Here is a 21,426-nt window from a genome sequence, read left to right as displayed (position 1 = left end):
ATATGTGAGATGACCTCGGCATAATTACTATAAGATTAACCCCTGTATTGGTCTTGAACTGCGTTGCGCAGATCGGAACATCGTTGCGTTCAGGGGATCATCTGCAAGACAGATCTTGGGCCGAGGCAGTCCGTTTTTCTGGAGAGTGCTGTTGCTACAAGCCTTGAGGACGGTCGAGCGTGCCGGCTGATCGTAGCTCGGTCGGCGCAATCCGCTTATGATATACGCAATGTTTCCGAGGGAAGTACCCCATAGCGCTTGCGATAATCCGCAGAAAATCTGCCTCTATGCACGAAGCCCCATTTCAGAGCGACCTGCTTGACTGAGAGGCCAGGCTCGCCTGTCATCAGTTCCTGATGCACTGATTCCAACCGTAGGTGCTGCAGAAATGCCAGAGGGGTCGTATTTCGGAAATTGCGAAAACCGCTCTGAAGAGTGCGTCGGCTCACGCCACAAGCCGTTGCGATTTCCTCAAGAGATAGCGGCCGAGCAATATTGGCACGCATATAGTCGACCGCCCGCTTAACGGCCTTGGGTAAGGGTGGTTCAGCAACGCGGCATAACTCAGGTGAGTAGCGATGCTGCGCAGCTTCGATCAAAAGCTCTATCGTCGTTTCGGTGAGGTGATTAAGTGCTATCGGCGATTGAAGGAGGGTTCCGTCTCGTAATCCAGCATAAAGCACTGGTACCAGTTGCACCAAAAGGGAGCCGAACCCGACCGATAGGTCGATTTCTGGCGCAAAATCGAGGCTGCCTCTTATTGGCGTATTGAGCCGACGTGCTAAACGGCGCGTCAGCTCATCATGGGAGATCCTAAGACCCAAATGTTTCCTGGGCCCAATGAATTGGGTTGTACTGGCCGACATACTGTTCACGAAAACGCCACGCCTTCCCTCTGACAGGATTTGTCTGCCGTCCACGGTAACGACCGATCGCCCATATAGTGGAAGCATGATAATGTTTGCCTCCGCCGGTCCCTGGTGCTGGACCGTTAGGTCGCCCTCGTAATGCGCGGCAATAACTGCAATCGGGCCATTGGTAATCGCATGTATATCGTAGGCGATCGTCTTGTCGCCCTGTACATGCGCTGGAGATTGCGGGGAAAGCCTGGAAAGCGCTTCCGCGAGTTCCTCGCTGCAAGTGCCTTTGAGCGAGAAATGGGCAATCTTAGAGGGGACACTCTCAACTCTCCACATCATCACTTCCTTCCCGAAACGGTATCCAAGCATGAGGTCGGCTTTCGCCATCGACGGGCGAACAGGGCAATTGAGGGGTTGCAGCCGGTCCTCGCCGTCACTTCGACGGGAATCTTAGGCTTAAGGGCAAAGAGGCGAGCCCATGACGCCGGTCTATTTTGTCAGTGATGCGCGAGCAATTTGGGCCCATAGGTTCATCGCTGCTACTCCCAGTTCGCGACGATGGCTCGTGGTGAGGTCATGGGGTGGGGTGTGGAACAGGGTGGAGCCGAAGCGCTACATCCGGCATGAACTCTCGTTTTACAGCGTGGTAGGATCCAAGCTTGTTGTTGGCGAAGGTACGACCAAAGTACTTTGCCCACAGGCGGATCCTCTGGTGCGAGACAATGATCCCAGGACCGGCCAGCATGTCCTCGATCACCCGCAGGCGCAAAAGCAAAACGGAAAGAAAGCCACACCGCGTGCGCAATAATTTCAGCAGGAAAAGCGGCGGGGCGATAAAGCGGGTCACGGTTTGTCATGCCCAATCATCGCACAGCGAACCCAAGGTCCGTTCCCCCCGTTGGCACCTGCGAAACGCGCTTTTCTTGTGCTGTATCGGAGAATGCGAACGCAGTAGTTCCGCTCTCCCGCTGGAGGTATGTAGAACGTCTGCTTGCCAGATACGAAACATTCGACAACGCGGCCGCCGCGGCTGCGTCCTCTACACGAGGGCCGCGTTCATCGATCTCGCGGCAATAATCGATCAGGGCTTCGATGGTCACCATGAGAAGGTTGTGGCGCGCGGCGAATTCCCTGAGTTCGGGAAGACGCGCCATAGTACCGTCGTCGTTGGCGATTTCGCAGATAACACCCGCTGGCTCGAGCCCGGCGAGCCGAGCGAAGTCCACCGCGGCTTCCGTATGGCCGGGGCGTCCGAGAACACCGGACGGGTTTGCTCGCAGGGGGAATATGTGGCCTGGCCGGGAGAGGTCCTCCGGCATCGTCGATGCGTCGGCAAGCGCCCTGATGGTCTTGGCGCGGTCTTCTGCGGAAATACCGGTTGATACGCCTTCTATCAGGTCCACCGAGACCGTGAACGCCGTCTGCATGGAATCCGAGTTGCGCTCCACCATGAGCGGGATATCGAGTTCGTCCAACCGGTCCCCGTTCATCGGCACGCAGATCAGGCCGCGCGCATAACGCATCATGAAAGCAACATGATCATTCGTCACCTTGTCCGCGGCAACGAGGATGTCGCCTTCGTTTTCCCGGTCTTCATCGTCCACGACGATTATCATCTCTCCGGCGGCGATTGCTTGAACCGCGCTCTCGATGGAAGCAAAATTCATGTTCTTCTCCTTGAACTAAACATGGCCCAGAGTGCGTGCGAGTTGGCGGTCGACCCGCTCCCGAAGTTCAGCAGACGGCGCCGAATCCGGGAAGTCGCCGTCCATCGCATAGATGAAGTCACCGCGAATCTCGGCTTTGAAGAAGCCCATCAATGAACGCAAGTGAGCCTCGACATGCTCGCCATGGGCCTCGGCCTTACCCGTTGCGAATATCAAAACGTGTTTCCCCTGCAGGGCTGTCATTTCGAAGAGGTCGAAAAGATGCTTGAGAAGACCGGTCATCGAGGACTTGAAGACCGGTGTCCCCACAACGAGGACGTCTGAAGACTGGATTGCGTCAAGAACGTTCGCAAGTCCAGCAGGGGCCTCCGAACGCCACAGGGTGGTTCCTAACACCGGGAGCACATCGACCAGGTCAAACAGATACCGGGCGTGGCCGGGAGGGACGCTCGAGAGTGCGTATTCCCCGAGCGCCCGCGTCTTGGAGGGGCGCGAGACATTGCCGGTTATCGCGACAATCTTCATTTTGCCGGCCCTCCGATCAGATCTGGTTGCGGATATGCGGGGTACGCGCGTAGACGGCCACCATCGGCACGATCAGCAGACCCACGATCGCCTGTTGCGCGGCAAAGCTGAGGCCGAGCCCAACCAGCAGAGACGTCAATATCGTCAATACGAGTACCCCGAGAACGGTTGCCCCGTATCCGCCTGCGCCACCGAGCAGCGAGGTGCCGCCGATCACAACGGCCGCAACGGTGGTGAAGAGGTATGGATCTCCGACGCCAACGAAGCCGCCGCCGGAAAACCCGAGCAGCAATACGCCCGTCAGTGCCGACATCGCCCCACTGATACCGTGAATGCTGGTCCAGACCTTGGTTTCGGAAATGCCAAGCCTTGCCGCTGCAGTTCTGCTGCCGCCGACGGCGTAGATGGAGCGGCCGAACCAGGTGTTATACAGAGCCCAGATGGTGACGAGCGCCACGAGGAGCCACACCAGCACCACGGGCGGCAGGGGCAGCCCGAAGGTCTTCCCGTTGAACGCGGCGATATTCCGGAGCCAGTCCGGTACGGGGGCGAAAACCGTTCCGCCGTAGTCGGAACCGATGGAGGTGTAGAGTTGTACCGCGCCGACAAATGCGAAGCCGACCCCTAGGGACATGATGAGAGCCTGGCCCTGCAGCTTGAAGCTCAAAAAGCCGTTCGCAAGCCCGATTGCTGCTCCCAGGAGAACGACCACTATCACGGCCAGCCAGGCAGGCATCCCGGTGACCAACAGGCTTGGGAAGAGAATATTCGCTCCCCCGATGACATATGGAATGGAGAGATCAAGCGCGCCGACCATGGCACATAGCGTCTGTCCCAACGATGCAAGCCCCAGGAAAGCGGCAAGCAGCAATATCGAACGCGCGTTACGGGGCGAGATAAACCCCGGAACAAGGATCGTGCCCAGCACGAGAAGTGCGGCAAGCAGACCAAAGCCAATTACGATGCTGCGCTGCAGCTTTACCGATCGTCCTGTGATTTGGCTCATCGTCTGTTCCGTTGCGAGTGAAGTCATTACCAGTCCTCCCTAGAAAGCCGTGCGCCGGGCCGTCATGAATACGTTGACGAGGAGCGATGCCACGAGGATCAGGCCGAAAGCCATTTGCGTCACGAACCCCGTCACGCTTCCGAAGCTGAAGGCGGAAAGCAGGTACGAGATGAGGAACATGTTCAGCGCACCAAGCGTGGACCCCAAAGCTCCCCCTCTCCCGCCAGCCAGGTTTGCGCCACCGAGCACCAGGGCGGTAACCGCCTGGAGCGTGTAGCTGCTTCCCTGGGTAGGATCGCCAGAAGAGATCAATGCCGTATAGCTGAGCGCGGCAAGGCCGACGAAGACGCCGCCGAGGAGATGGGCGCAGATGCGTACGGTGTCGGCTTTCACCCCGCTCGTGTAGGCCATCCGTTCGTCAGCGCCTGTCATGCGGAGGTGGGAGTAAAAGGTGGTCCGGCGCATAACGGCCCAAAGAGCCAACGCCGCCAGGACGATGATCAGCACCGGAGATAAGATCGTCGTTCCTGCTCCCCACGTCATCATCCAGTCCGGCGCAACGCCGCCCGGCCTTGACATGACCATGAGGTTCAAGCCTGAAAGGACGAGGAAGCTGGAGAGCGTGACGATGATGGGGGCGACCCGGACGTAGATGATGATGAGCGCCTGCAGCAACTGGTACAGTGCGCCGATTGCCACCACCCAGCAAATCACCGCGAGCGGAGACGTGTAACCCCTTGCCGAGAGCCAGCCGATCAGGGTGACGTTCACGAAACCCATCAGCGGGCCAACGGAAAGGTCGACCGAACCGCGGCCTGCCATCACGATCGGTGTCAGGGCCAGCGTCGTGAGGATCAAAGGTGCTGCGACGATGATTGCTCCGCCCATTCCGGTTGCGGTGAACAGCCGCGGCGAGAGCACGGCTGCGGCGACGAGCAACACTGCGAAAAGAACGAGCGGTACGGTCAGCGACCTGTCGAGCGCAGGAAATCCAAAACGTTGCGACATCAGTGTGCCTTTCTCTCTTTGGAGAATTCCATGGTGTCGGCAACCGAGCGGCCGAACATTGCAGCGAGAATGGTTTCTTCGTTGATGTCGGGGCCGTCGAGGGAACGATGGATGCTCCCTTTGTGAAAGACATCAACGCGATCGGCGAAACCGAGAAACTCTTCGATCTCGCTTGAAAGGTAGATTACCGAGCCGCCACCTTCGGCAAACAGCCGAAGCTCGCGATACAGGTCACGTTTGGTGTTGAGGTCCACGCCTCGAGCAGGGTCGTTAAGAACGATCACTCTGGGATCATTGGCGAAGGCACGACCGATCAGGACCTTCTGCTGGTTCCCCCCGGAAAGGGACGTAATCCGGTTGTCCGGGTGCCCGATCTTGACGCGGAGTCGCTCGATCTCCCGGGCAAACGTCTGCTTCAGCCTTTTCCGCCTGATGACACCGAACGGCCCCAGGTTCTTTTGGTAGATACCGATGGCGAGGTTCTCGAAAATGCTCTGCTGTGGGAAAATTCCTTCCCGCTTCCGGTCTCCGGATACGTACACAATGCCCTTATTCGCGGCGTCGTCGAGCGTGCTGACTTTGACGAGACCGGTGCTTTCCCGATCCAGGACCCGGACCTCCCCTCCGAACGGCGAGATAATCCTTGCGACCAGTCGCACAAAGGCGTCCTGGCCCTGGCCGTCCAGACCCGCAACGCCCACGATAGAACCCTGCGGAAGGACGAAGTCGAACGGTTGCGATGCCTCTTGGGGGCGCGCGCCATGCACGGAAAGAGCCTCCTTGCGATCACCCGACAGGCGCGCTGCAGACGTTGAAGCGGCGGCGGAAATCTGGCGGTCTTGAGGGGTCATCATGCGGAGGAGGTTCGCCTCGGTGATCTCGGATTTCTCAAGGACACCGACGGTGAAACCGTCTCTCAGTATTGTCGCCCGGTCGGCGATACGGACGAGCTCAGCGATGCGGTGCGTGACGATGATTACCGCGCACCCCTCGGACCGGAGCCGATCGATCTCTTCGTGGAGCCGGACGGTCGCGTCGAGATCGAGTGCAGCCGAGGACTCGTCCAGGATCAAGACCTTGGGTTTCCTCAGAACGGCCCGGGCGATCACGATCCATTGCTTGACGCTGAGCGGAAGATCACCGACGTTCTGCCTGAGATCGACATGCTTTCCGACCAGGCGGTCCAGAAGGCTTTGCGCAAGGCTTTCACGTTCCTTGGAGGATTTCCGAAGCGAGAACAGGTCCTCGCTTCCCACGAAAAGGTTGTCGAGGACACTCGCCTCATCGGCGACAAGGACCTCCTGAAAGATCGTAGCGAGACCAACCTCTTTGGCATCGACTGGCGAAGCGATGGACTTGCCAAGGATCAGGGCAGATCCTGCATCGGCAGCGATAACGCCGGACATGATCTTCGCCATGGTGCTCTTGCCGCTGCCATTCTCGCCAACGATCGCGTGCACCTCTCCTGCCTTGGCGACAAAATCGCATTTCTTCAAAGCCTTCGTTTCGCCAAACGATTTGGCAACGGCCGTCATGCTTACGGCGACGTCATTCGTCATGCCGATCCTCCCTTTAGGCAGCAGCAAATCGCGCCGGGACATCCGATGCCCGGGCCTCTTGCTGGATTGTGACTCCCGTCTTTGAACGCTCCGAGAACTCGCTCGGTGAACTATAGAATGACAGATTGTCTGCTAATCTGTCAATAGTGTCGCCCTGCCGATACCGAGATGTCGAGCTGATTTCGATGAATCCGATTGGTCGTTCGACGCCCTCACAGTTGCAAAAGCATGTTGTCACGCATCTGACGTCGGTCAGAGGGTCACGATCGGAGTTCCGCCCGATCGGAAGCGATCTGGCGGCCTTCGCGATCAAGACAGGACCAAAGCGCTATTGAGGGTGTCCGGTAATCGGAATGACCATCGCACCCCTCTCCCGATGAAGGCGACCGTTTGGATCGGGCATACGGAACATCCCAACCTCCGCGCGTCGGACGCGGCACGTGCGATTCGATCATCCGGCCCTTCCACGCTGGGGGGGCGGGCACATCGAACTCATGGTCGATCAGCCCCTGGCGCGCAACCGGGGAAGGATCACGGGAACTCTTCGAAGTTTTCCTTCGCGGGGTCGTGAGCAAGCCACGGCCTGGCGTGCGACAGCCAGACGTTGGACATAGGAACCGAACCAGGATCAGTGTCAAAAGTGCCTGCCCGCAGCACCTTCATTTCCGGGTTGGCAGGCCGTTCGGCATAAACGTGCGAACCACACCGTGAGCAGAACCACCTCAGTTTTCCAGGGGTCGACTCAAAGCTGTGAAGGACGTCCCCGCCGGAAGTCAGCTTGAAGTTCTCACTCTTCACCTTGGCGGCAGTGTTATGATCGGCCGCATGGGACTTTCTGCACGTCTGGCAGAAGCAGTTCCACATCGGGCCATCCAGTTCCGACACTTCGTACTGGACCGCTTGACATTGGCAAGATCCGAGGATCGGCATCTTCAAATTCCTTTCGTCGTTTTATCGAGTTGTGGCGGTCGCGCGATCGGAGAAAGCCACCGCTTCAGGTTCCGTGCAGCCTGCCGGATTCTGTCTTCATTCTCCACGAAAGCCAGCCGTACGTATTCGTCACCCATCTCGCCGAAACCGATACCTGGCGAAATCGCGACCTGTGCCTTCTCCAGGACGAGTTTCGAGAACTCCAGCGAGCCAAGGTGTCGGAAATCCGGGGGTATCTTCGCCCATGCGAACATCGTCGCCGCAGGAGCCGGAACGTCGAAACCGGCATCGGCAAAGGTCTTCACCAGTGTATCTCTGCGCGTCCTGTAGATGTCTCGGGCCCGCGCGGCGTCCTCCCCGTCCGAGTTTAGGGCATGAGCGGCGGCGACTTGGATTGGCGTAAATGCTCCGTAGTCCAGGTACGATTTCACGCGCGTCAACGCCCGGATGAGCCGTTCGTTGCCCACCGCAAACCCAACGCGCCAACCGGGCATAGAGAATGTCTTCGACATCGAGGAGAACTCGACGGCCACGTCGATCGCGCCGGGGACTTCGAGAACAGACGGCGGCGGCGGACCGTCGAAATAGATTTCGGCGTAGGCGATATCCGACAGAACGATGAGATCGTGCTTCTTCGCAAAGGCGATGACGTCCTTATAGAAGTCGAGCGTCGCGACGCGAGCGGTGGGGTTCGACGGGTAGCTTATGATGAGCGCCAGAGGCTTCGGTACCGAATGCCGCACCGCCATTTCGAGAGCTTGGAAGAAGGTCTCATCCGGCTCGACCGGTACCGACCTTATCACGCCCCCTGCCATGAGAAATCCGAACGTATGAATCGGATAGGAAGGGTTCGGACAGAGAATGACATCCCCGGGGGCGGTTATGGCCTGCGCCATGTTCGCAAACCCCTCTTTGGACCCAAGCGTCGCAACAACCTGGGTATCCGGATCAAGCTTCACATTGAACCGGCGGGCGTAATACGCAGCCTTGGCGCGGCGAAGCCCGATAATGCCCTTGGAAGCCGAATAGCGGTGCGTGCGCGGATGCTGCACCGCTTCGCACAGCTTGTCCACAACCCAGCTTGGCGTGGGAAGATCCGGATTGCCCATTCCAAGATCGATGATGTCGACTCCGGCCGCGCGCGCGCTGGACTTGAGACGGTTCACCTGGTCGAAGACGTAAGGGGGCAAACGCTGTATCTTGTGGAATTCCAACTTCTGGTTCCTTATCGTAGGTCCTCCGCGCCGACGGATGAAGCCGGCGCGGAGGTCGCTGGACAACTTGGGAGGTCGTCGACTACTTCTTCGGGCGCCAGGCCAGCGGATCTTCCGGCCGCTCAAAGTACTGTGCTGCTACGTCCGCGGGCCACCATGCGTCGCCCTTGGGCTCGATCCACGCCGTGGAGTTCGGATCGCAATCTTCCGGAATTGTTTCCTTCACATCGTCGATCGTGTAGGGAAGAGCCGGTCGCAGGATCGACTGGATTTTCGGCCCCTGGCCTTGGAGTGTCCTCATCATCACGTCCCACACCAGGCGAGCATCGGCCCGCGGTGGCCAGAAATGGAAGCTCTGGCTAATGAAGTCGGGATTCTTACGCCAGTAGCACGCCGCTGACGCTTCGCCGCCGAGGACGATTGGCATCATGTCGCGCCCAGACTGCTGGACCGCGTTGACGACACCGTTTTCCGACGCCGACTGGACCAAGATACCGGCGATTTCGGTAGGGTTGGTCGCGAGGAATTTCTGGACTTCGACCTGGGCGACCTGATCGGTCCACTTGCCAGCGACATCGCCCACGACGGTGATGTCCTTATACTCGTCGAACGCCTTCTTGGCACCGACATTGAAGCTGTCGGACGATGCGAAGCCCGGGATGCCTGAAACCGTCAGGACGTTGCCCTTGCCGCCGATTTCCTCAGCCAGCCATTTCGCGGCCGTGTAACCGCCCTGGGTGTTGTTTTCGGTCGCATTGATCGCGTAGGGCGATGTCACGTAACCCGAGAAGGAGAAAACCGGAACGCCCTTGGAATGCGCGTATTCGATCGTCTGGTTGATGGCCGTCACGTTCGAGCAGCAGATGATGATGGCATCGACGCCGTCGTCAACCATCTGGCGCATCTGCTGGATTTGCGTCGCGTCCTTCAGGTCGGACTGCGTGACGACAAGGTCAGATACCAGTCCAGCCTCCTTGTATTTCGGAAGCAGAACCTCGTTCATTTCAGTGAGGATCTGGGCACGCCACGTGTTGCCGGCATAAGTGGACGCGTAGCCGATTTTCCACGGCGGCGGCCGCTTCGCCACAAAATCCTTGAGCGGCGTACCGCCGAGGGGAATTGCCGGGTCCACGAGCTGGTAAAGCTGCTTCTGGTCCGGTGGTAGCGAGTCTAAGCCGTCCGCGAATGCGGCGGTGGTCATCAGGCCTAGCCCGATGATCACGCTCAATGCGGTGTAAACCTTCTTCAGCATGTGTAGGGTCTCCTCCCCTTCGTACATCCGCTACAGCAGTCGACGCCGTTCGCGCCGAGCCACGGAATTGGTGAAACGTGTTTCGATTTCGGATTGGTGGCGGGCGGCTTGCGCCGCCCGCGGAACGGTCAGTTCCTGAGGCCAGCCTGTTTCAGCAGGGGCATGACACGGTCGTTGAAGAACGGCAGTTCTTCGTTGTAGTCGACCATTGTGAGAAGTGCGCCGTCGACGCCCGTGTCGCTCAATGCGACGAGCTTGTCGGCGACCTGTTCCGGCGTTCCGACGATCGGGTAGCCGCCCCAGCCAGCGATAAAGCGCTCCTTGAATTTCTGGTACATCTCCGCCGAGTGGTTCTGTGACTGAACCTGAAGAACCTCGCAGATGTTTTCGCAGGCTTCCCAGTCGCCTTTCTGGTTCACGTAGTAGTCATAGTAGTCCCGGGCTTCCTTTTCGGTCTCGCGAACGACGACCGGGCACGCGGTGAAGGTTCCGAGTTCGCGCTTGTATTCCTCGCGAGCCAGCTCCTTCACCTTCTTCACCCAGGCTGCGCCCGATTCCATGTCCTGCATGAAGCCGAAATTGAAGTCGCAGAACTTGGCGGTGAAGTGCAGGCCCTTGCCCGAGGAACCGGCGCAAATGAGGACCGGGCGGCCCGTCTCCTTGTTATAGGGCTTCGGCTCGCTGAACGCGTCTTTCACCTTGAGGAACTGGCCGTCATAGGTGACACCGTTCTTCTTCCACAGGGTGTCAACGATTTCCATCCATTCCGTGGCATATTCGTAGCGGGTGTCGTGTTCCATCATCGGAACGCCGAACATCTCCATTTCCGGGGTAAACCAACCCGTCACCAGGTTAAGGCCGTATCGGCCCTTCGAAATATTGTCGATCGTCGTCGCCATCTTCGTCGCGACGATCGGGTTCAGGGTCGGGATATGCGTCGTCGAGAAAAACTGCAGCTTCGTGGTCACGGCAGCCAGGGCCGCGGCCCAGGTGAACGTGTCCATGTTCACGCCGTTGAAATTCGTCGGCCCGCCGAAACCGCGCCACCGGGCGATCGGCACCATGCATTCCCACCCCGCCGCTTCGAGCTTTTTGGCAATTTCGACATTGTGTTCGAAAGTCGGTTCGAAAGTCGATTCCGCGGTGGTGATGGCGCAAGCGCTTGAACAATTTGTTCCAAATACGCCAAGTTTCAGCTTGTTGCCGTTAAACATAGGGTTTCCGGCGGCGCGGAAATCATCGCTGGTCGTCATATTGAAGCTCCTCCACAGAGTTGGTCTGTTCCCGGCCCGAAAGCCGGGGGTACCGTTCAGATGCCCATGTCCTCGAAGACTTCCTGCGCGACGCGGAAGCTGTCGATCGCCGCGGGCACGCCGCAATAGATCGCGACCTGAAGAAAAACTTCACGAAGCTCGTCCTTGCTGAGGCCGTTATTGATCGCGCCGCGAACGTGCAGCTTCAACTCGTGGGGGCGGTTAAGGGCGGAAATCATGCCCAGATTGAGAAGGCTGCGTGAACGGCGGTCGAGGCCGGGCCTGTTCCAGATCTCGTTCCAGCAATACTCGGTGACAAGCTCCTGCATCGGCCAGTTGAACTCCGTCGCCTTGTTTACCGAAGCGTCGACATATGCACCGCCAAGAACCTCCCGACGGGTCTGCAGACCCTTCTCGAACCGTTCACTGACGGGACGCCCATTCACTTGCGATTTCACATCGGTGGCAATAGTCACGGATCAAACTCCTCATTATCGGCCGAAAGGCATTTGGTGGATGTCAAAGGCCGAAAAAGCTCGGCCAAACGTTTCAGGCGGCAGCATCGATCAGCGCTGCCGATCGAACCAATTTCCCGTCCTCGTAGAGAAGCGGGGCAATATTCTCGATAAACCGGGCCTCGATGACTTCGCCGAGAACGACGTCATGGGTGCCGACGGTAACGGCGGAGTTGAGGCTGCAAACGAATGCGGCCTGGGCGTCGGCAAGGATGGGTACTCCCCCAGCCGCGATCCACTCACCATGCGCAAACCTCTCCTCTCCCTTCAGCTTTCCACTGAACAGCGGAACCAAAGGCGCATGACTAAGATGCAGCATGTTGACCGCGAATTTTCCCGTAAGCTTGAGTGGGCCGCTGATCGAAGCAGATTGGTTGATGCAAACCAGGAGGGTCGGCGGGTCCGCCGTCACCGACTGGACGGCGGTTGCAGCCATGCCGTAACGGGCACCTTCCCATTCCGTTGTGATCAGGCAAATTGTCGATGTGAACCGGCGCAAAGCGGTCTTGAACGCCGCTTGCGCTGCTATTTCAGCACCAGCCATGGTTACCTCCCCAAGTCATTCGTGACCCAAGATAAGCAGATTATCAGACAATCTGTCAACACGTTTTATTCGTCATTGACAGATTGTCTGCGAAATTGTTTTCTCAGGGCAGTGAAAGAGGAGACGAATTATGGATCTGGAATCGAAAGTCTGTGTGGTGACCGGGGCTGGCAGCGGGATCGGCCGCGCCACTGCTGAACTGTTTGCGCGCCAGGGCGCTAGCGTTGGCGTCGTCGACGTCAACATCGATGCCGCACGAGACGTTGCCCGAGACATCGGGCCAGATGCGATCGCGTTAAAGGCCGATGTGTCTTTGTCCGCCGAAGTCGAGGCGATGGTTAGGTCAGTTAAGGAAAAATGGGGGCGTATCGACGTTCTCGTCAACAACGCGGGGTTCGGAATGACGGGAAACGTCACGACCATCGCCGAATCTGACTGGGACCGGATCATGGCGGTAAACGTGAAGGGGATCTTCCTATGCTCGAAATACGTGGTTCCCATTATGGCGGAACAGGGCAGCGGATCGATTATTAACACGACCTCATACACGGCCGTGTCAGCCATCGCTAACCGCACGGCTTACGTGGCGTCGAAGGGCGCGATCTCGGCACTCACGAGAGCCATGGCACTGGACCACGCAAAAGACGGGATCCGCGTCAACGCTGTCGCCCCCGGAACGATCGACTCGCCCTATTTCACCAAGATTTTCGCCGACGCGGCAGACCCGCAAGCCCTGCGGGAAGACTTCAACGCCCGTGCAGCCCTGCACCGGATGGGCAACCCGGAAGAGATCGCCGAGGCGATGCTTTTTCTCGCTTCGGACCGCTCGCGGTTTGCGACCGGAAGCATTCTCACCGTCGACGGAGGATCGTCGATCGGAAACCACTTGGTGCGCTAAAGCACGTAGGTGCCGACGGGTGCCTCCTTCTTGACCACGGGAGGCAATTTTACTGCGGCATTACGTGTCGGAAACACAGAGACCCGCGGTGGTAAAAGATAGAGATCACGCGCAAGGCTGCGTGATCATAATCCTGCGATGCGACGTCGCTACGGCGATTTATAGGCGCATCGCCGCGCCTGATCCATCAGCCAGATATCGCCGGAATTTTTCCAATTCCATACAGGAATTCTCGGGAGCGCGGGAGGGATGCCGCCTGCGATGCCGGCTGCGTCATCGCCGGGGCGCCAATTGCAAAGCCTCGGTATGCGCCCATTTTCGCATTCGATCGCCCGGCGTGTTGCACCGGGCGACCACAATCAGTCCGACCGCTTAGCGCGCGGTTTGCCGGACAAACTCGAGCCCTTTTACAAGATAGCTCCGGAAGAAATTCGGGTGTTCGCACATTGGAAAGTGACCCAGACCGCCCATGACGAGGTGGAGGCATCCCGGAATAAGTTCGGCGAGCTTGGCACCGTCGTCCGGAGTGGCTGAGTAGTCATAGTCGCCCGAGAGCAGCGCCACCGGGGTGCGTGATGGGTCAATACGGGGAGCTGTCACTGCTCCGTCGAACTCGTCGCTGTAGAAGGAAAGATCGCCTGGGTAAACTCCGGGTGCTCCCTGCGAATAGATCCAGCTTGACCTCCTGCGCTCGCCTGAGGGGCTAAGTGGGCTCATGATCCCTCTGACATACGCCGAGTTATGAAGTGAGCCGTGTACGTTTACGTTATGCTGGTACGGGTTCCGGCGTCCCTTGGAGCGGAAAGGTGGCTCGATCGCCACGATCCCGAGGACATGCTCCGGCCGTTCCGCGGCGAGAACCAGCGACATAGCCGCGCCCATGGACCCACCCGCGACAATCGCCTTTTCGCGAACGACCTGTTCGAGTATGGCCGTGCACCATTTCAGGTACAGCGATGCCGTGAGCTTGTAGGGTGCTCCATCCCATGTCAGCGGCGGCATGGACCGACCGTGGAATGGTAGGTCAACCGCGATCAGCCTGTAGGTTTTCGCAAGCTCGGTGTCCGCCAGTTGAGGAATGAATTGGCGGCTATCCGCTCCGGCGGTGTGAAGAAACAGGACCGGCACCCCCTCGCCTGCTTCTTCGTAATATATTTCATGGGGGACGTCATCGATATCGACGACGGCATACTGCCCCCGGATTTGGCGCAGGTCGCGTTGCGCATGCTCCGCTTTCATCTCGGGGGACGTTACGACGAGCTCGAACACCCGCTCCAGAGCCGGGCGTGCTTTCGCAAGGGCGAGCGGTGAGCCGACGATCTCGAAGAGAGGATTTGCAAGCTGCAACGCTGTGAAGGAGTGAAAGGTGGCGGGCGGCGGCGTCATTAGAACCAGCTCCCAGGCGTCCGCAGTGGCCCTCACTGTCACCTCGGGATCATCGCTTTCCCCCGAGATCGCCGCGCCGCCTTCAGCGAAATTGAGGGCGATCACCTGATCGCCGACGTAGAAGGCGATGTCCATTGTCAGGTCCGGAGTGAGCCGGGGCAATTCCCGATCCCCAAGAGCCTCCGCTATGCGGGACCGCAATTCATTAAAAGTGCCCAAAGCAACCTCCCTGTTCGAACAAGCGCCAGGCCGCACGCGTCGGCGCCATGACTTCGAATAAGCAGATTATCAGACAATCTGTCAATACCGACTGTTGCCGCTTCTTCAATCGCCGTCGTTTTCGGAGGTTTTACGAAGGTAGTCCAGTGCGACCTTAGCCGCCATATCGATGTGGTACTTGCAGGCTGCGGCGGCTTTCGCTCCGTTTCGGTCAGTAATGGCCGCAGCGATCTCCTTTATCTCTTCCACACTGTGGTTCAAGCGCCCCGGCTGCGTCATCGACGTCATGCGCAGGAGAGTCACCCGATTGTGGAGCGATGTCAGCATTTGCTTGACGAAGACGTTTCCACTCCCTTGCATCAGGCAATCGTAAAACGCGGTTTTCGCCTTGATGAGCCTGCTCCCACCGCCGCTTGCCGCCGCTTCCGCAAACTCAGCAACCGCCTCATTGAGTGTATGGATATCCTGGGCGGTTCCGTTTTCAGCGAATTCCTTTCCGGCGTAGCTCTCTAGCAAAGCCCTGACGCTGTAGAGCTGAGCGGCTTCTTCGTAGGTGATAGTGCTGACGACGGGACCGCGGTGCGGATAGCTGGTAATGAGGCCCTCGGCCTCGAGTTGTCGAAGCGCCTCGCGGATTGATGTCCGTCCTACACCGATCGACTCGCAGAGCTCTCGCTCAACGAGGCGCTGACCCGGCTTGAAACGGCCGCTTGATATCGCCTGCCGCAGTTTATCTTCTACCTGAGTGCGCAATGTGGCACTCTGTCGTGCAATCTGTAAATCCATATCACCCATCGGATCCAAAAGTCCGTTTTACCAAGGCCGAAAGCGGCCGCGCAAGTCATGGTACTATATGGTGGGTTATCCGGATGATACAACCCGATTGTCTGACAAAAGCGAAGAACGCCCTAGCTTTGTCTCTTACCGGACATTCCACGCGTCCCCATTACCGCAGAACCTTTGCAAAAGCGAGATCGGGTGACAGCGATCGAAAACCCGTCAGGACTGCGGGATCGTGGCCTGGAACAAGTACTCCGGACGGTCCTGATAGCTCACGGAGAGTTCGGTATCCCTCCAGTACGTCGGCGTAATCGGCGAAAAGCGGAAAGACGTCGTCATGCTCCAGATAGCGTTGAAAATGGAGTGCGTCCGATGCGATGACGACGACTTCATCGCCATCGTCCAGCCTCACGACCTGAAGGCCTTTGGAATGACCGCCGACGAGATGGATGGTGAGTCCCTCCACAATCTCGCCGTTCCCGTCGTGGAAGCGCATCCTGCCGGTAAACGTCAGACGGACCGCATCGACGACGGCGTCCACTGCAAAGGGACGCCGAAGACGATCATGGCACATGCATCGTCCTGTACCGTAGGCCATCTCCCGATCCTGCAAGTGGAACAGCGCTTCGGGGAAGTCCGCAAGGTTTCCCGCGTGATCATAGTGGAGATGCGTGATGACGACGTCGGTGATGGACGATGCGGAAATCCCGAGCTGGCGAAGCGCCTCGACCGGATGGATCAACATGGTCCTCCCGCGCCTTTCAGCCTCCTGCGGGCTAAACCCGGTGTCAACCAGGATCAGACGTTCACCACGGCGGATCAACCAAACGAAATACTCGATCCTGCCCGGGGCGTCGTGGGGATCTCCTGCTTCCAGGCCGAGTTCGCCAACGGGGCGAACCGCAGTGCCGTAATGTATCGCCAGGACTTTCCAGTCGCTCAAATTCTCGCTCCTTGCCCAGGCTCAGGGAACCAGCAGATGTCGGATCACCTCGCCACGGTCTAACCGGTCGAAGGCCTCGTTGATTTCCTCAAGCGGGCCAGTGCTGGACAGCAGTCTCTCCACGGGCAACCTACCTTTGAGGAACAGGTCGATATAACGGGGAATATCGCGCGAAGGCACGCAAGACCCCATGTAGCTGCCTTTGATGATGCGTTCTTCCCCAACAAGAGGAAGCGGCGAGATCTCGAATTTGGTGTTCACGTTCGCCAGACCCGCTGTCGCCGTCATGCCGCCGCGCCGCGTAATGCCATAAGCGGTTTCGAACGCTTTGCTCGACCCTGCCATCTCGATGGCGTAGTCCACTCCCCCGCGTGTCGCTTGCTTGACCTCGCCGATGACATCCGGCGTGGTTGCCAGGAAGGTAAGCGTCGCGCCCAGCGACTTAGCCAGCTCAAGCTTCTCCGGCATCAAATCGATGGCGATAATTTCGCTTGCCCCGCTGGCCACCGCTCCGAGGACTGCCGACAAGCCCACGCCTCCCAGGCCGACGACGGCGACCGACTGTCCCGGCTTCACGCCACACGTGTTTACGACGGCACCGACGCCTGTCATGACGGCGCATCCGAACAAGGCCGCCATCGTGACGTCCACGTCTTTGGTGATCTTGACGACCGAGTGCGCCGACACGACCGCGTATTCCGAAAACGCCGATACGCCGCTATGATGGTTGATATCGTAGCCGCGAAGACGGATATGCTTGCTGCCGTTCAACAATGTCCCGGCGGCGTTTGCGCGATAGCCCGGCTCACAGAGGCTTGCGCGGCCTCCCGCGCAGTAGTCGCAGTGTCCGCAGATGGGCAGGAACGACATCACGACGTGATCGCCAACCTTCACTGTATCGACACCGGGTCCGATTTCTTCGACAATGCCGGAGGCTTCATGCCCCAGCGCGACAGGCAATGGGCGGGGGCGGTCGCCATTTATCGCCGACAGATCGGAGTGGCACACACCAGCGGCCTTGATTTTAACCAAGACCTCAAGATTGCCCGGAGGGGTCAGATCGACGGTCTCGACACTGAGAGGTCGCGAACTTGCATACGGCTTGGGAAGCCCTGACTCTCGGAGAATGACGGATTTCATCTGCATTGTCGCGTATTCCTATCTCGAGAGCATCTGCATGGCGGCGGGTACATAGCGGAAGCCTTCCCGCTCCCGGGCGACGTTGCCGAGCCCGGGCCACGCAAAGTGATAGGACATCACTGGTATGCGGTCTGTCGCGAGCATATCCAGCACCCGGGTGCGCGACCGCGCCGAGAGCTTGGGATCGGTGTCGTACTTGAACTCCATCCACGGGCGTTCCATCAGCAGGATATGATGATGGGTGAGATCGCCGAGGAAGCAGAGCCGATCGTTGTCAGACTGCATGAGGAAGCAGAAGTGGCCCAAGGTGTGGCCTGGAGCGTGCACGGCCTGCACGCCCGGCAGAAACTCCTGACCGTCCACGAAATGCGTTATCCGATCACGGTGTGGAAGAAGGTTCCTCCGGGCATTTTCCACCTGGGCCTTGAAACCGTCATCAAGCTTGCCTCCGTCGGTCCAGTCATCGAAGTCGCTTTCGCTTATGAAGATCTCCGCGTTCGGAAAATTAAGCTTTCCGTCCTGATCGCAAAGTCCGCCGGTGTGGTCGATGTGGGCGTGGGACAACACTACGGCATCGACTTCCAACGGCTCGATCCCTGCCTCCTGCATGCTCTTCAGCAGGCGGCCGGTCGTCGGCCCGAAAATCTTCGACGTCCCCATCCCGGTGTCGAACAGGATGGTCTTTCCGTTGATTTTGACCAGGGGGATGTTCTGCTCGAGGGTCACCGACGAGCTGGACAGAAAGTTCCTGTCGAGCATTTCCGTCACCGTGGCCGCGTCGACCCCCAGGAAATTCTCCCGCGGGTCGCCCAATTCCAACGGTCCGTCCGAAAGTACCGTTATTTCGCCGGTTCCGAACTTGAACGGATAGAAATAGGGCAACTTAGTCTGATGCGCTTGGTCATTGAGCACGCCGCTTATCCTCCCAGATTGGCTGCACTATTTGACAGATTGTATGAAAATCTGTCAACACAATATTGGTGATCGCGATGACGTCAGGAAACGACCGAAAGCACGTGACCCCTTGGCCTGCCGATGTTGAACTGTTCGATCTGTTGCATCAGCCGCTGGGTCTCTTTTGTAAGTTCCTGAGTGGCGGCGTGGGCTTGCTCGGCGATGGCAGCGTTTCGCTGGGTGCTGTCATCGATCTCGCCAACGGCCTGGTTCACTTCGATAAGCGAAGCAGCCTGGTCCCTGCTCGAAGCAGCGATAAGCTCAACCCTTTCGGAAATTCCGGCAACATTCGACGATATCGCAATAAGCACCCTGCCCGCCTCGTTCACCAATCGCGATCCCGAGGCGACTTCCTCGGTCGATCTTGCGATGAGTCCCTTGATTTCCTGGGCGGCTAGAGCCGACCGCTGGGCAAGTTCCCGGACTTCTTGGGCGACGACCGCGAAACCCTGCCCGGCTTCTCCTGCTCTCGCGGCCTCGACGCCGGCATTGAGTGCCAGGAGATTGGTCTGGAACGCTATCTCGTCAATAACGCCGATGATTTGCGAAATGCGCCCGGAAGCCGCTTCTATACGGCCCATAGCGTCGACCGCGTTCGTGACCACTGAAGCAGACGCATCCGCGGCCTGCTTGGTTTCCTTTACAAGCCGGGCTGCGGCCTGCGCCTGCTCTGTCGACGAACGCACCGTCGCGGTGAGTTGATGAACCGCAGCCGCGGTCTCCTCCAACGACGCGGCTTGACGCTCGCTGCGGCGGGAGAGATCATCGGCGCCACTGCTGAGATTGTCTGCATTTTGCCGAATGAGCACGATGTTGCCGCGAAGTTCCGACATCGTCGCCTGCAAACGCAGCAACGAATTGTTGAAGTCCTTTCGCAACTGTTCCAGCCGCCCGGAGAACGGTTGATCGATCGTGCTCGAAACATCACCGTTGGATAACCTCTCCAGCCCAGCGGCGAGACTGTCGACGGCGTCGCCGATCTGTTTGTCGATCTCGGCTTTCTCCGCCTCGTTGTGCCGACGTTCAGCTTCGGAAGCTGATCGTTGACGATCCGCGTCGTTCTCGATCTCGATTTTCCTTACGGCATTCTCCCTGAAGACACAGAGTGCCCGGGCCATTTCTCCGAGCTCATCAGCGCGCTCAGAACCGCCGATCTCTATGTCAAGGTCCCCTTCGGACAAACGCCGCATGTCGTCGGTCAACCGGACGACAGGTTTCTTGAAAGTCGCAATCATCCCGAAGCCAGCGAGAAGCGCGACGAGGACGCCTGCAAATATCGTGATGAGGGCAATGCCGTTCGCACGGGCCGTCTCTTCGATGGCCCTGGCACGCTGGGCGTCGGCAAACGTCGTGAGGTGGCCCCATATGGTGTTCAACTGGTCTGTCGTTTGCCTATATTGCGCACGCCTGACTTCCGAGATCTCGACGAGCTTCGCACTGTCCTGCGTCATACCCTCTACCGCCGGAGGGACCGTATTCTGGACTGTCTTGAAAAGGTCGAGATCGGAAGCGGCACTCCAGATGTCCAATATCTCCTTCTTCGTTCGGTCGAAGTTCTGGACGAGCTGCGCGCGGTTTTGTTCGGTAGGGTCGGCTATGAAGCGCGCAAGGTGTATCCTGATGAGATAGCTGGAGTCCGAAAGTCTTCGGCTGCCGTCCAAGGCGCTGCTGATCTTGGCCAAACGTTGGTCGAGACCTGCGAACTCGACGATTGCTTTCTTTGTTTGCTGGTTCGCCACCGCGTTAATCCCGACGGAGATTTCCTTGAACGCGGACATTGCGGTGTCGAGGCCTACGGCGTCGTGCGATGCGGCGCCCTGCGACAGAATTTCTGTTACGCTTTTCACCGCGCCGTCGACCGAGCTCGACAGTTTTGCAGCGTCCGACGGCAAGGAAGCCCGCAGATTTCGGGCGCTTCGACGCAACTCGCCCACTTTGCCGCGCAAATATTCGAGTTTCAGCTCGGTCGTTCCGGCGGATTGGTAGCCCGCGGCAAAATCAAGGAAGAAGGTTGCATAGCCTGTCACCCTGTCGGCATCGCGCAACATCGATTTGGCGGCGCCCTCGGACTGCTCGCCGGACTTCCTCAACTCGTCAGCTAGCCTGAGCATTTCATCCTGCGACCAAACCAGCGATTCAGAATGATTGGCGATCGAGGTTATCAGTTGCTCTTCGCTTTCATGGATACTCCAGAGAGAGCCAAAATTGTCCACCACGTCCCGCATGATCGCGTTTGCCGACAGGAGGCCTTCGCTTTCCCCCGCAGCTCCGGCATTCGTCACTAAAGCCTGCAGATGCGATTGCTGGGCGAGCAGGTCAGCCTTCACGCGATCGCGCCTTTCTTCCGACGCCTCGTCGAGAAACTCTCTCATCGAGGCGGAGACGTCACGGAAACCCGAGAGCACCTGCATCACCTGACTCGAGGTTTCCAGGCGGCTTTGTAGGAGACCCGCGGCGTAGTGCCCCAAAAACCCCACCGCGCAAATGCTGATTATGAAAGGCAGTACGAAAATGATTACTTTGGTCTGTAGCCGGAAACGGGACAACAGCCTGTCCATTGTGATCGATCCTTGTCCATAGGCGGTGAAGAAACTTCATCAATCGGGATCCGCCTCCGATGGAAGCATCGAATCATCAATGACGAAACGAAAGCTGCGCGACCGATGATTGTCTGTCAACAGATTGTCTGATAAAGCTTGCTAACGTTCGAACTGTCTCACGAACTTGCGGAGGAATAACTCTGTAACAGAACCGGCGCTGCCGCAGCCGGCAC

At 58.5% G+C, this 21,426-nt stretch carries 19 protein-coding genes and 1 pseudogene; 1 reads left to right on the top strand and 19 read right to left on the bottom strand.

What is annotated here, in order from left to right:
* Positions 1-215: 215 nt before the first annotated feature.
* The 13 genes and pseudogenes from CO657_RS24040 to CO657_RS23980 all read right to left on the bottom strand — a co-directional run bounded on the left by CO657_RS24040 (position 216) and on the right by CO657_RS23980 (position 12,333).
* Positions 216-1,247: an AraC family transcriptional regulator gene (locus CO657_RS24040; protein ID WP_245293084.1), complete on the bottom strand. Its 1,032-nt coding sequence runs from the start codon at positions 1,245-1,247 to the stop codon at positions 216-218.
* Between the two features lie 277 nt (positions 1,248-1,524).
* Positions 1,525-1,717: pseudogene (locus tag CO657_RS37460) on the bottom strand (IS6 family transposase); the annotation flags it as partial.
* A gap of 6 nt (positions 1,718-1,723) precedes the next feature.
* The gene (gene ribB / locus CO657_RS24030; RefSeq protein WP_082366398.1) at positions 1,724-2,527 is read right to left on the bottom strand and encodes a 3,4-dihydroxy-2-butanone-4-phosphate synthase; all 804 of its coding nucleotides are present in this window, start codon (positions 2,525-2,527) and stop codon (positions 1,724-1,726) included.
* Positions 2,528-2,542: 15 nt separating this feature from the next.
* Complete coding sequence (locus tag CO657_RS24025; RefSeq protein WP_054186052.1) at positions 2,543-3,052, bottom strand: NADPH-dependent FMN reductase; 510 nt, start codon at positions 3,050-3,052, stop codon at positions 2,543-2,545.
* A gap of 16 nt (positions 3,053-3,068) precedes the next feature.
* Positions 3,069-4,085 (bottom strand): ABC transporter permease, encoded by a 1,017-nt coding sequence (locus tag CO657_RS24020; RefSeq protein ID WP_054186053.1) that lies wholly within the window; start codon positions 4,083-4,085, stop codon positions 3,069-3,071.
* A gap of 12 nt (positions 4,086-4,097) precedes the next feature.
* Positions 4,098-5,066: an ABC transporter permease gene (locus CO657_RS24015; RefSeq protein ID WP_054186054.1), complete on the bottom strand. Its 969-nt coding sequence runs from the start codon at positions 5,064-5,066 to the stop codon at positions 4,098-4,100.
* Complete coding sequence (locus tag CO657_RS24010; RefSeq protein ID WP_054186055.1) at positions 5,066-6,625, bottom strand: sugar ABC transporter ATP-binding protein; 1,560 nt, start codon at positions 6,623-6,625, stop codon at positions 5,066-5,068. The genes CO657_RS24015 and CO657_RS24010 overlap by 1 nt, the downstream gene beginning before the upstream one ends.
* Positions 6,626-7,156: 531 nt before the next feature.
* Positions 7,157-7,555, bottom strand: coding sequence for a GFA family protein (locus CO657_RS24005; RefSeq protein ID WP_054186056.1), 399 nt, complete (start codon positions 7,553-7,555; stop codon positions 7,157-7,159).
* A 2-nt stretch (positions 7,556-7,557) separates the two neighbouring features.
* Positions 7,558-8,808 carry an LL-diaminopimelate aminotransferase gene (locus CO657_RS24000; RefSeq protein ID WP_373683253.1) on the bottom strand — a complete coding sequence of 417 codons (1,251 nt, stop codon included), beginning with the start codon at positions 8,806-8,808 and terminating at the stop codon, positions 7,558-7,560.
* A 43-nt stretch (positions 8,809-8,851) separates the two neighbouring features.
* The gene (locus CO657_RS23995) at positions 8,852-10,021 is read right to left on the bottom strand and encodes an ABC transporter substrate-binding protein (protein WP_054186058.1); all 1,170 of its coding nucleotides are present in this window, start codon (positions 10,019-10,021) and stop codon (positions 8,852-8,854) included.
* A 128-nt stretch (positions 10,022-10,149) separates the two neighbouring features.
* Positions 10,150-11,274, bottom strand: a complete 1,125-nt coding sequence (locus CO657_RS23990) for an LLM class flavin-dependent oxidoreductase (RefSeq protein ID WP_054186059.1) — start codon at positions 11,272-11,274, stop codon at positions 10,150-10,152.
* A gap of 56 nt (positions 11,275-11,330) precedes the next feature.
* Positions 11,331-11,750 carry a carboxymuconolactone decarboxylase family protein gene (locus CO657_RS23985; protein ID WP_007636445.1) on the bottom strand — a complete coding sequence of 140 codons (420 nt, stop codon included), beginning with the start codon at positions 11,748-11,750 and terminating at the stop codon, positions 11,331-11,333.
* Between the two features lie 73 nt (positions 11,751-11,823).
* Positions 11,824-12,333 (bottom strand): flavin reductase family protein, encoded by a 510-nt coding sequence (locus tag CO657_RS23980; RefSeq protein ID WP_040114026.1) that lies wholly within the window; start codon positions 12,331-12,333, stop codon positions 11,824-11,826.
* A gap of 130 nt (positions 12,334-12,463) precedes the next feature.
* Between CO657_RS23980 and CO657_RS23975 the strand changes: the two genes are divergently transcribed.
* Positions 12,464-13,231: an SDR family oxidoreductase gene (locus CO657_RS23975; RefSeq protein WP_054186060.1), complete on the top strand. Its 768-nt coding sequence runs from the start codon at positions 12,464-12,466 to the stop codon at positions 13,229-13,231.
* Positions 13,232-13,603: 372 nt separating this feature from the next.
* Here the strand turns inward: CO657_RS23975 and CO657_RS23970 are convergent, their stop codons facing one another.
* From CO657_RS23970 to CO657_RS23945, 6 genes are all read right to left on the bottom strand, one after another.
* Positions 13,604-14,836, bottom strand: coding sequence for an alpha/beta fold hydrolase (locus CO657_RS23970; RefSeq protein WP_054186061.1), 1,233 nt, complete (start codon positions 14,834-14,836; stop codon positions 13,604-13,606).
* A gap of 105 nt (positions 14,837-14,941) precedes the next feature.
* On the bottom strand, positions 14,942-15,631 hold the full coding sequence (locus CO657_RS23965) for a GntR family transcriptional regulator (RefSeq protein WP_007636440.1): 690 nt from the start codon (positions 15,629-15,631) through the stop codon (positions 14,942-14,944).
* 151 nt (positions 15,632-15,782) lie between these two features.
* On the bottom strand, positions 15,783-16,559 hold the full coding sequence (locus tag CO657_RS23960) for an N-acyl homoserine lactonase family protein (protein ID WP_054186062.1): 777 nt from the start codon (positions 16,557-16,559) through the stop codon (positions 15,783-15,785).
* Positions 16,560-16,580: 21 nt separating this feature from the next.
* Positions 16,581-17,705, bottom strand: coding sequence for a zinc-dependent alcohol dehydrogenase family protein (locus CO657_RS23955; RefSeq protein WP_054186063.1), 1,125 nt, complete (start codon positions 17,703-17,705; stop codon positions 16,581-16,583).
* A 12-nt stretch (positions 17,706-17,717) separates the two neighbouring features.
* A complete protein-coding gene (locus CO657_RS23950; RefSeq protein ID WP_054186064.1) occupies positions 17,718-18,611 on the bottom strand; it encodes an MBL fold metallo-hydrolase in 894 nt (297 codons plus the stop codon).
* An 83-nt stretch (positions 18,612-18,694) separates the two neighbouring features.
* The gene (locus tag CO657_RS23945; RefSeq protein WP_054186065.1) at positions 18,695-21,211 is read right to left on the bottom strand and encodes a methyl-accepting chemotaxis protein; all 2,517 of its coding nucleotides are present in this window, start codon (positions 21,209-21,211) and stop codon (positions 18,695-18,697) included.
* Between the last annotated feature and the right edge of the window lie 215 nt (positions 21,212-21,426).

The organism is Rhizobium acidisoli, assembly GCF_002531755.2.
GTDB lineage: Bacteria > Pseudomonadota > Alphaproteobacteria > Rhizobiales > Rhizobiaceae > Rhizobium > Rhizobium acidisoli.
This window is presented reverse-complemented; position numbering and strand designations above follow the sequence as displayed.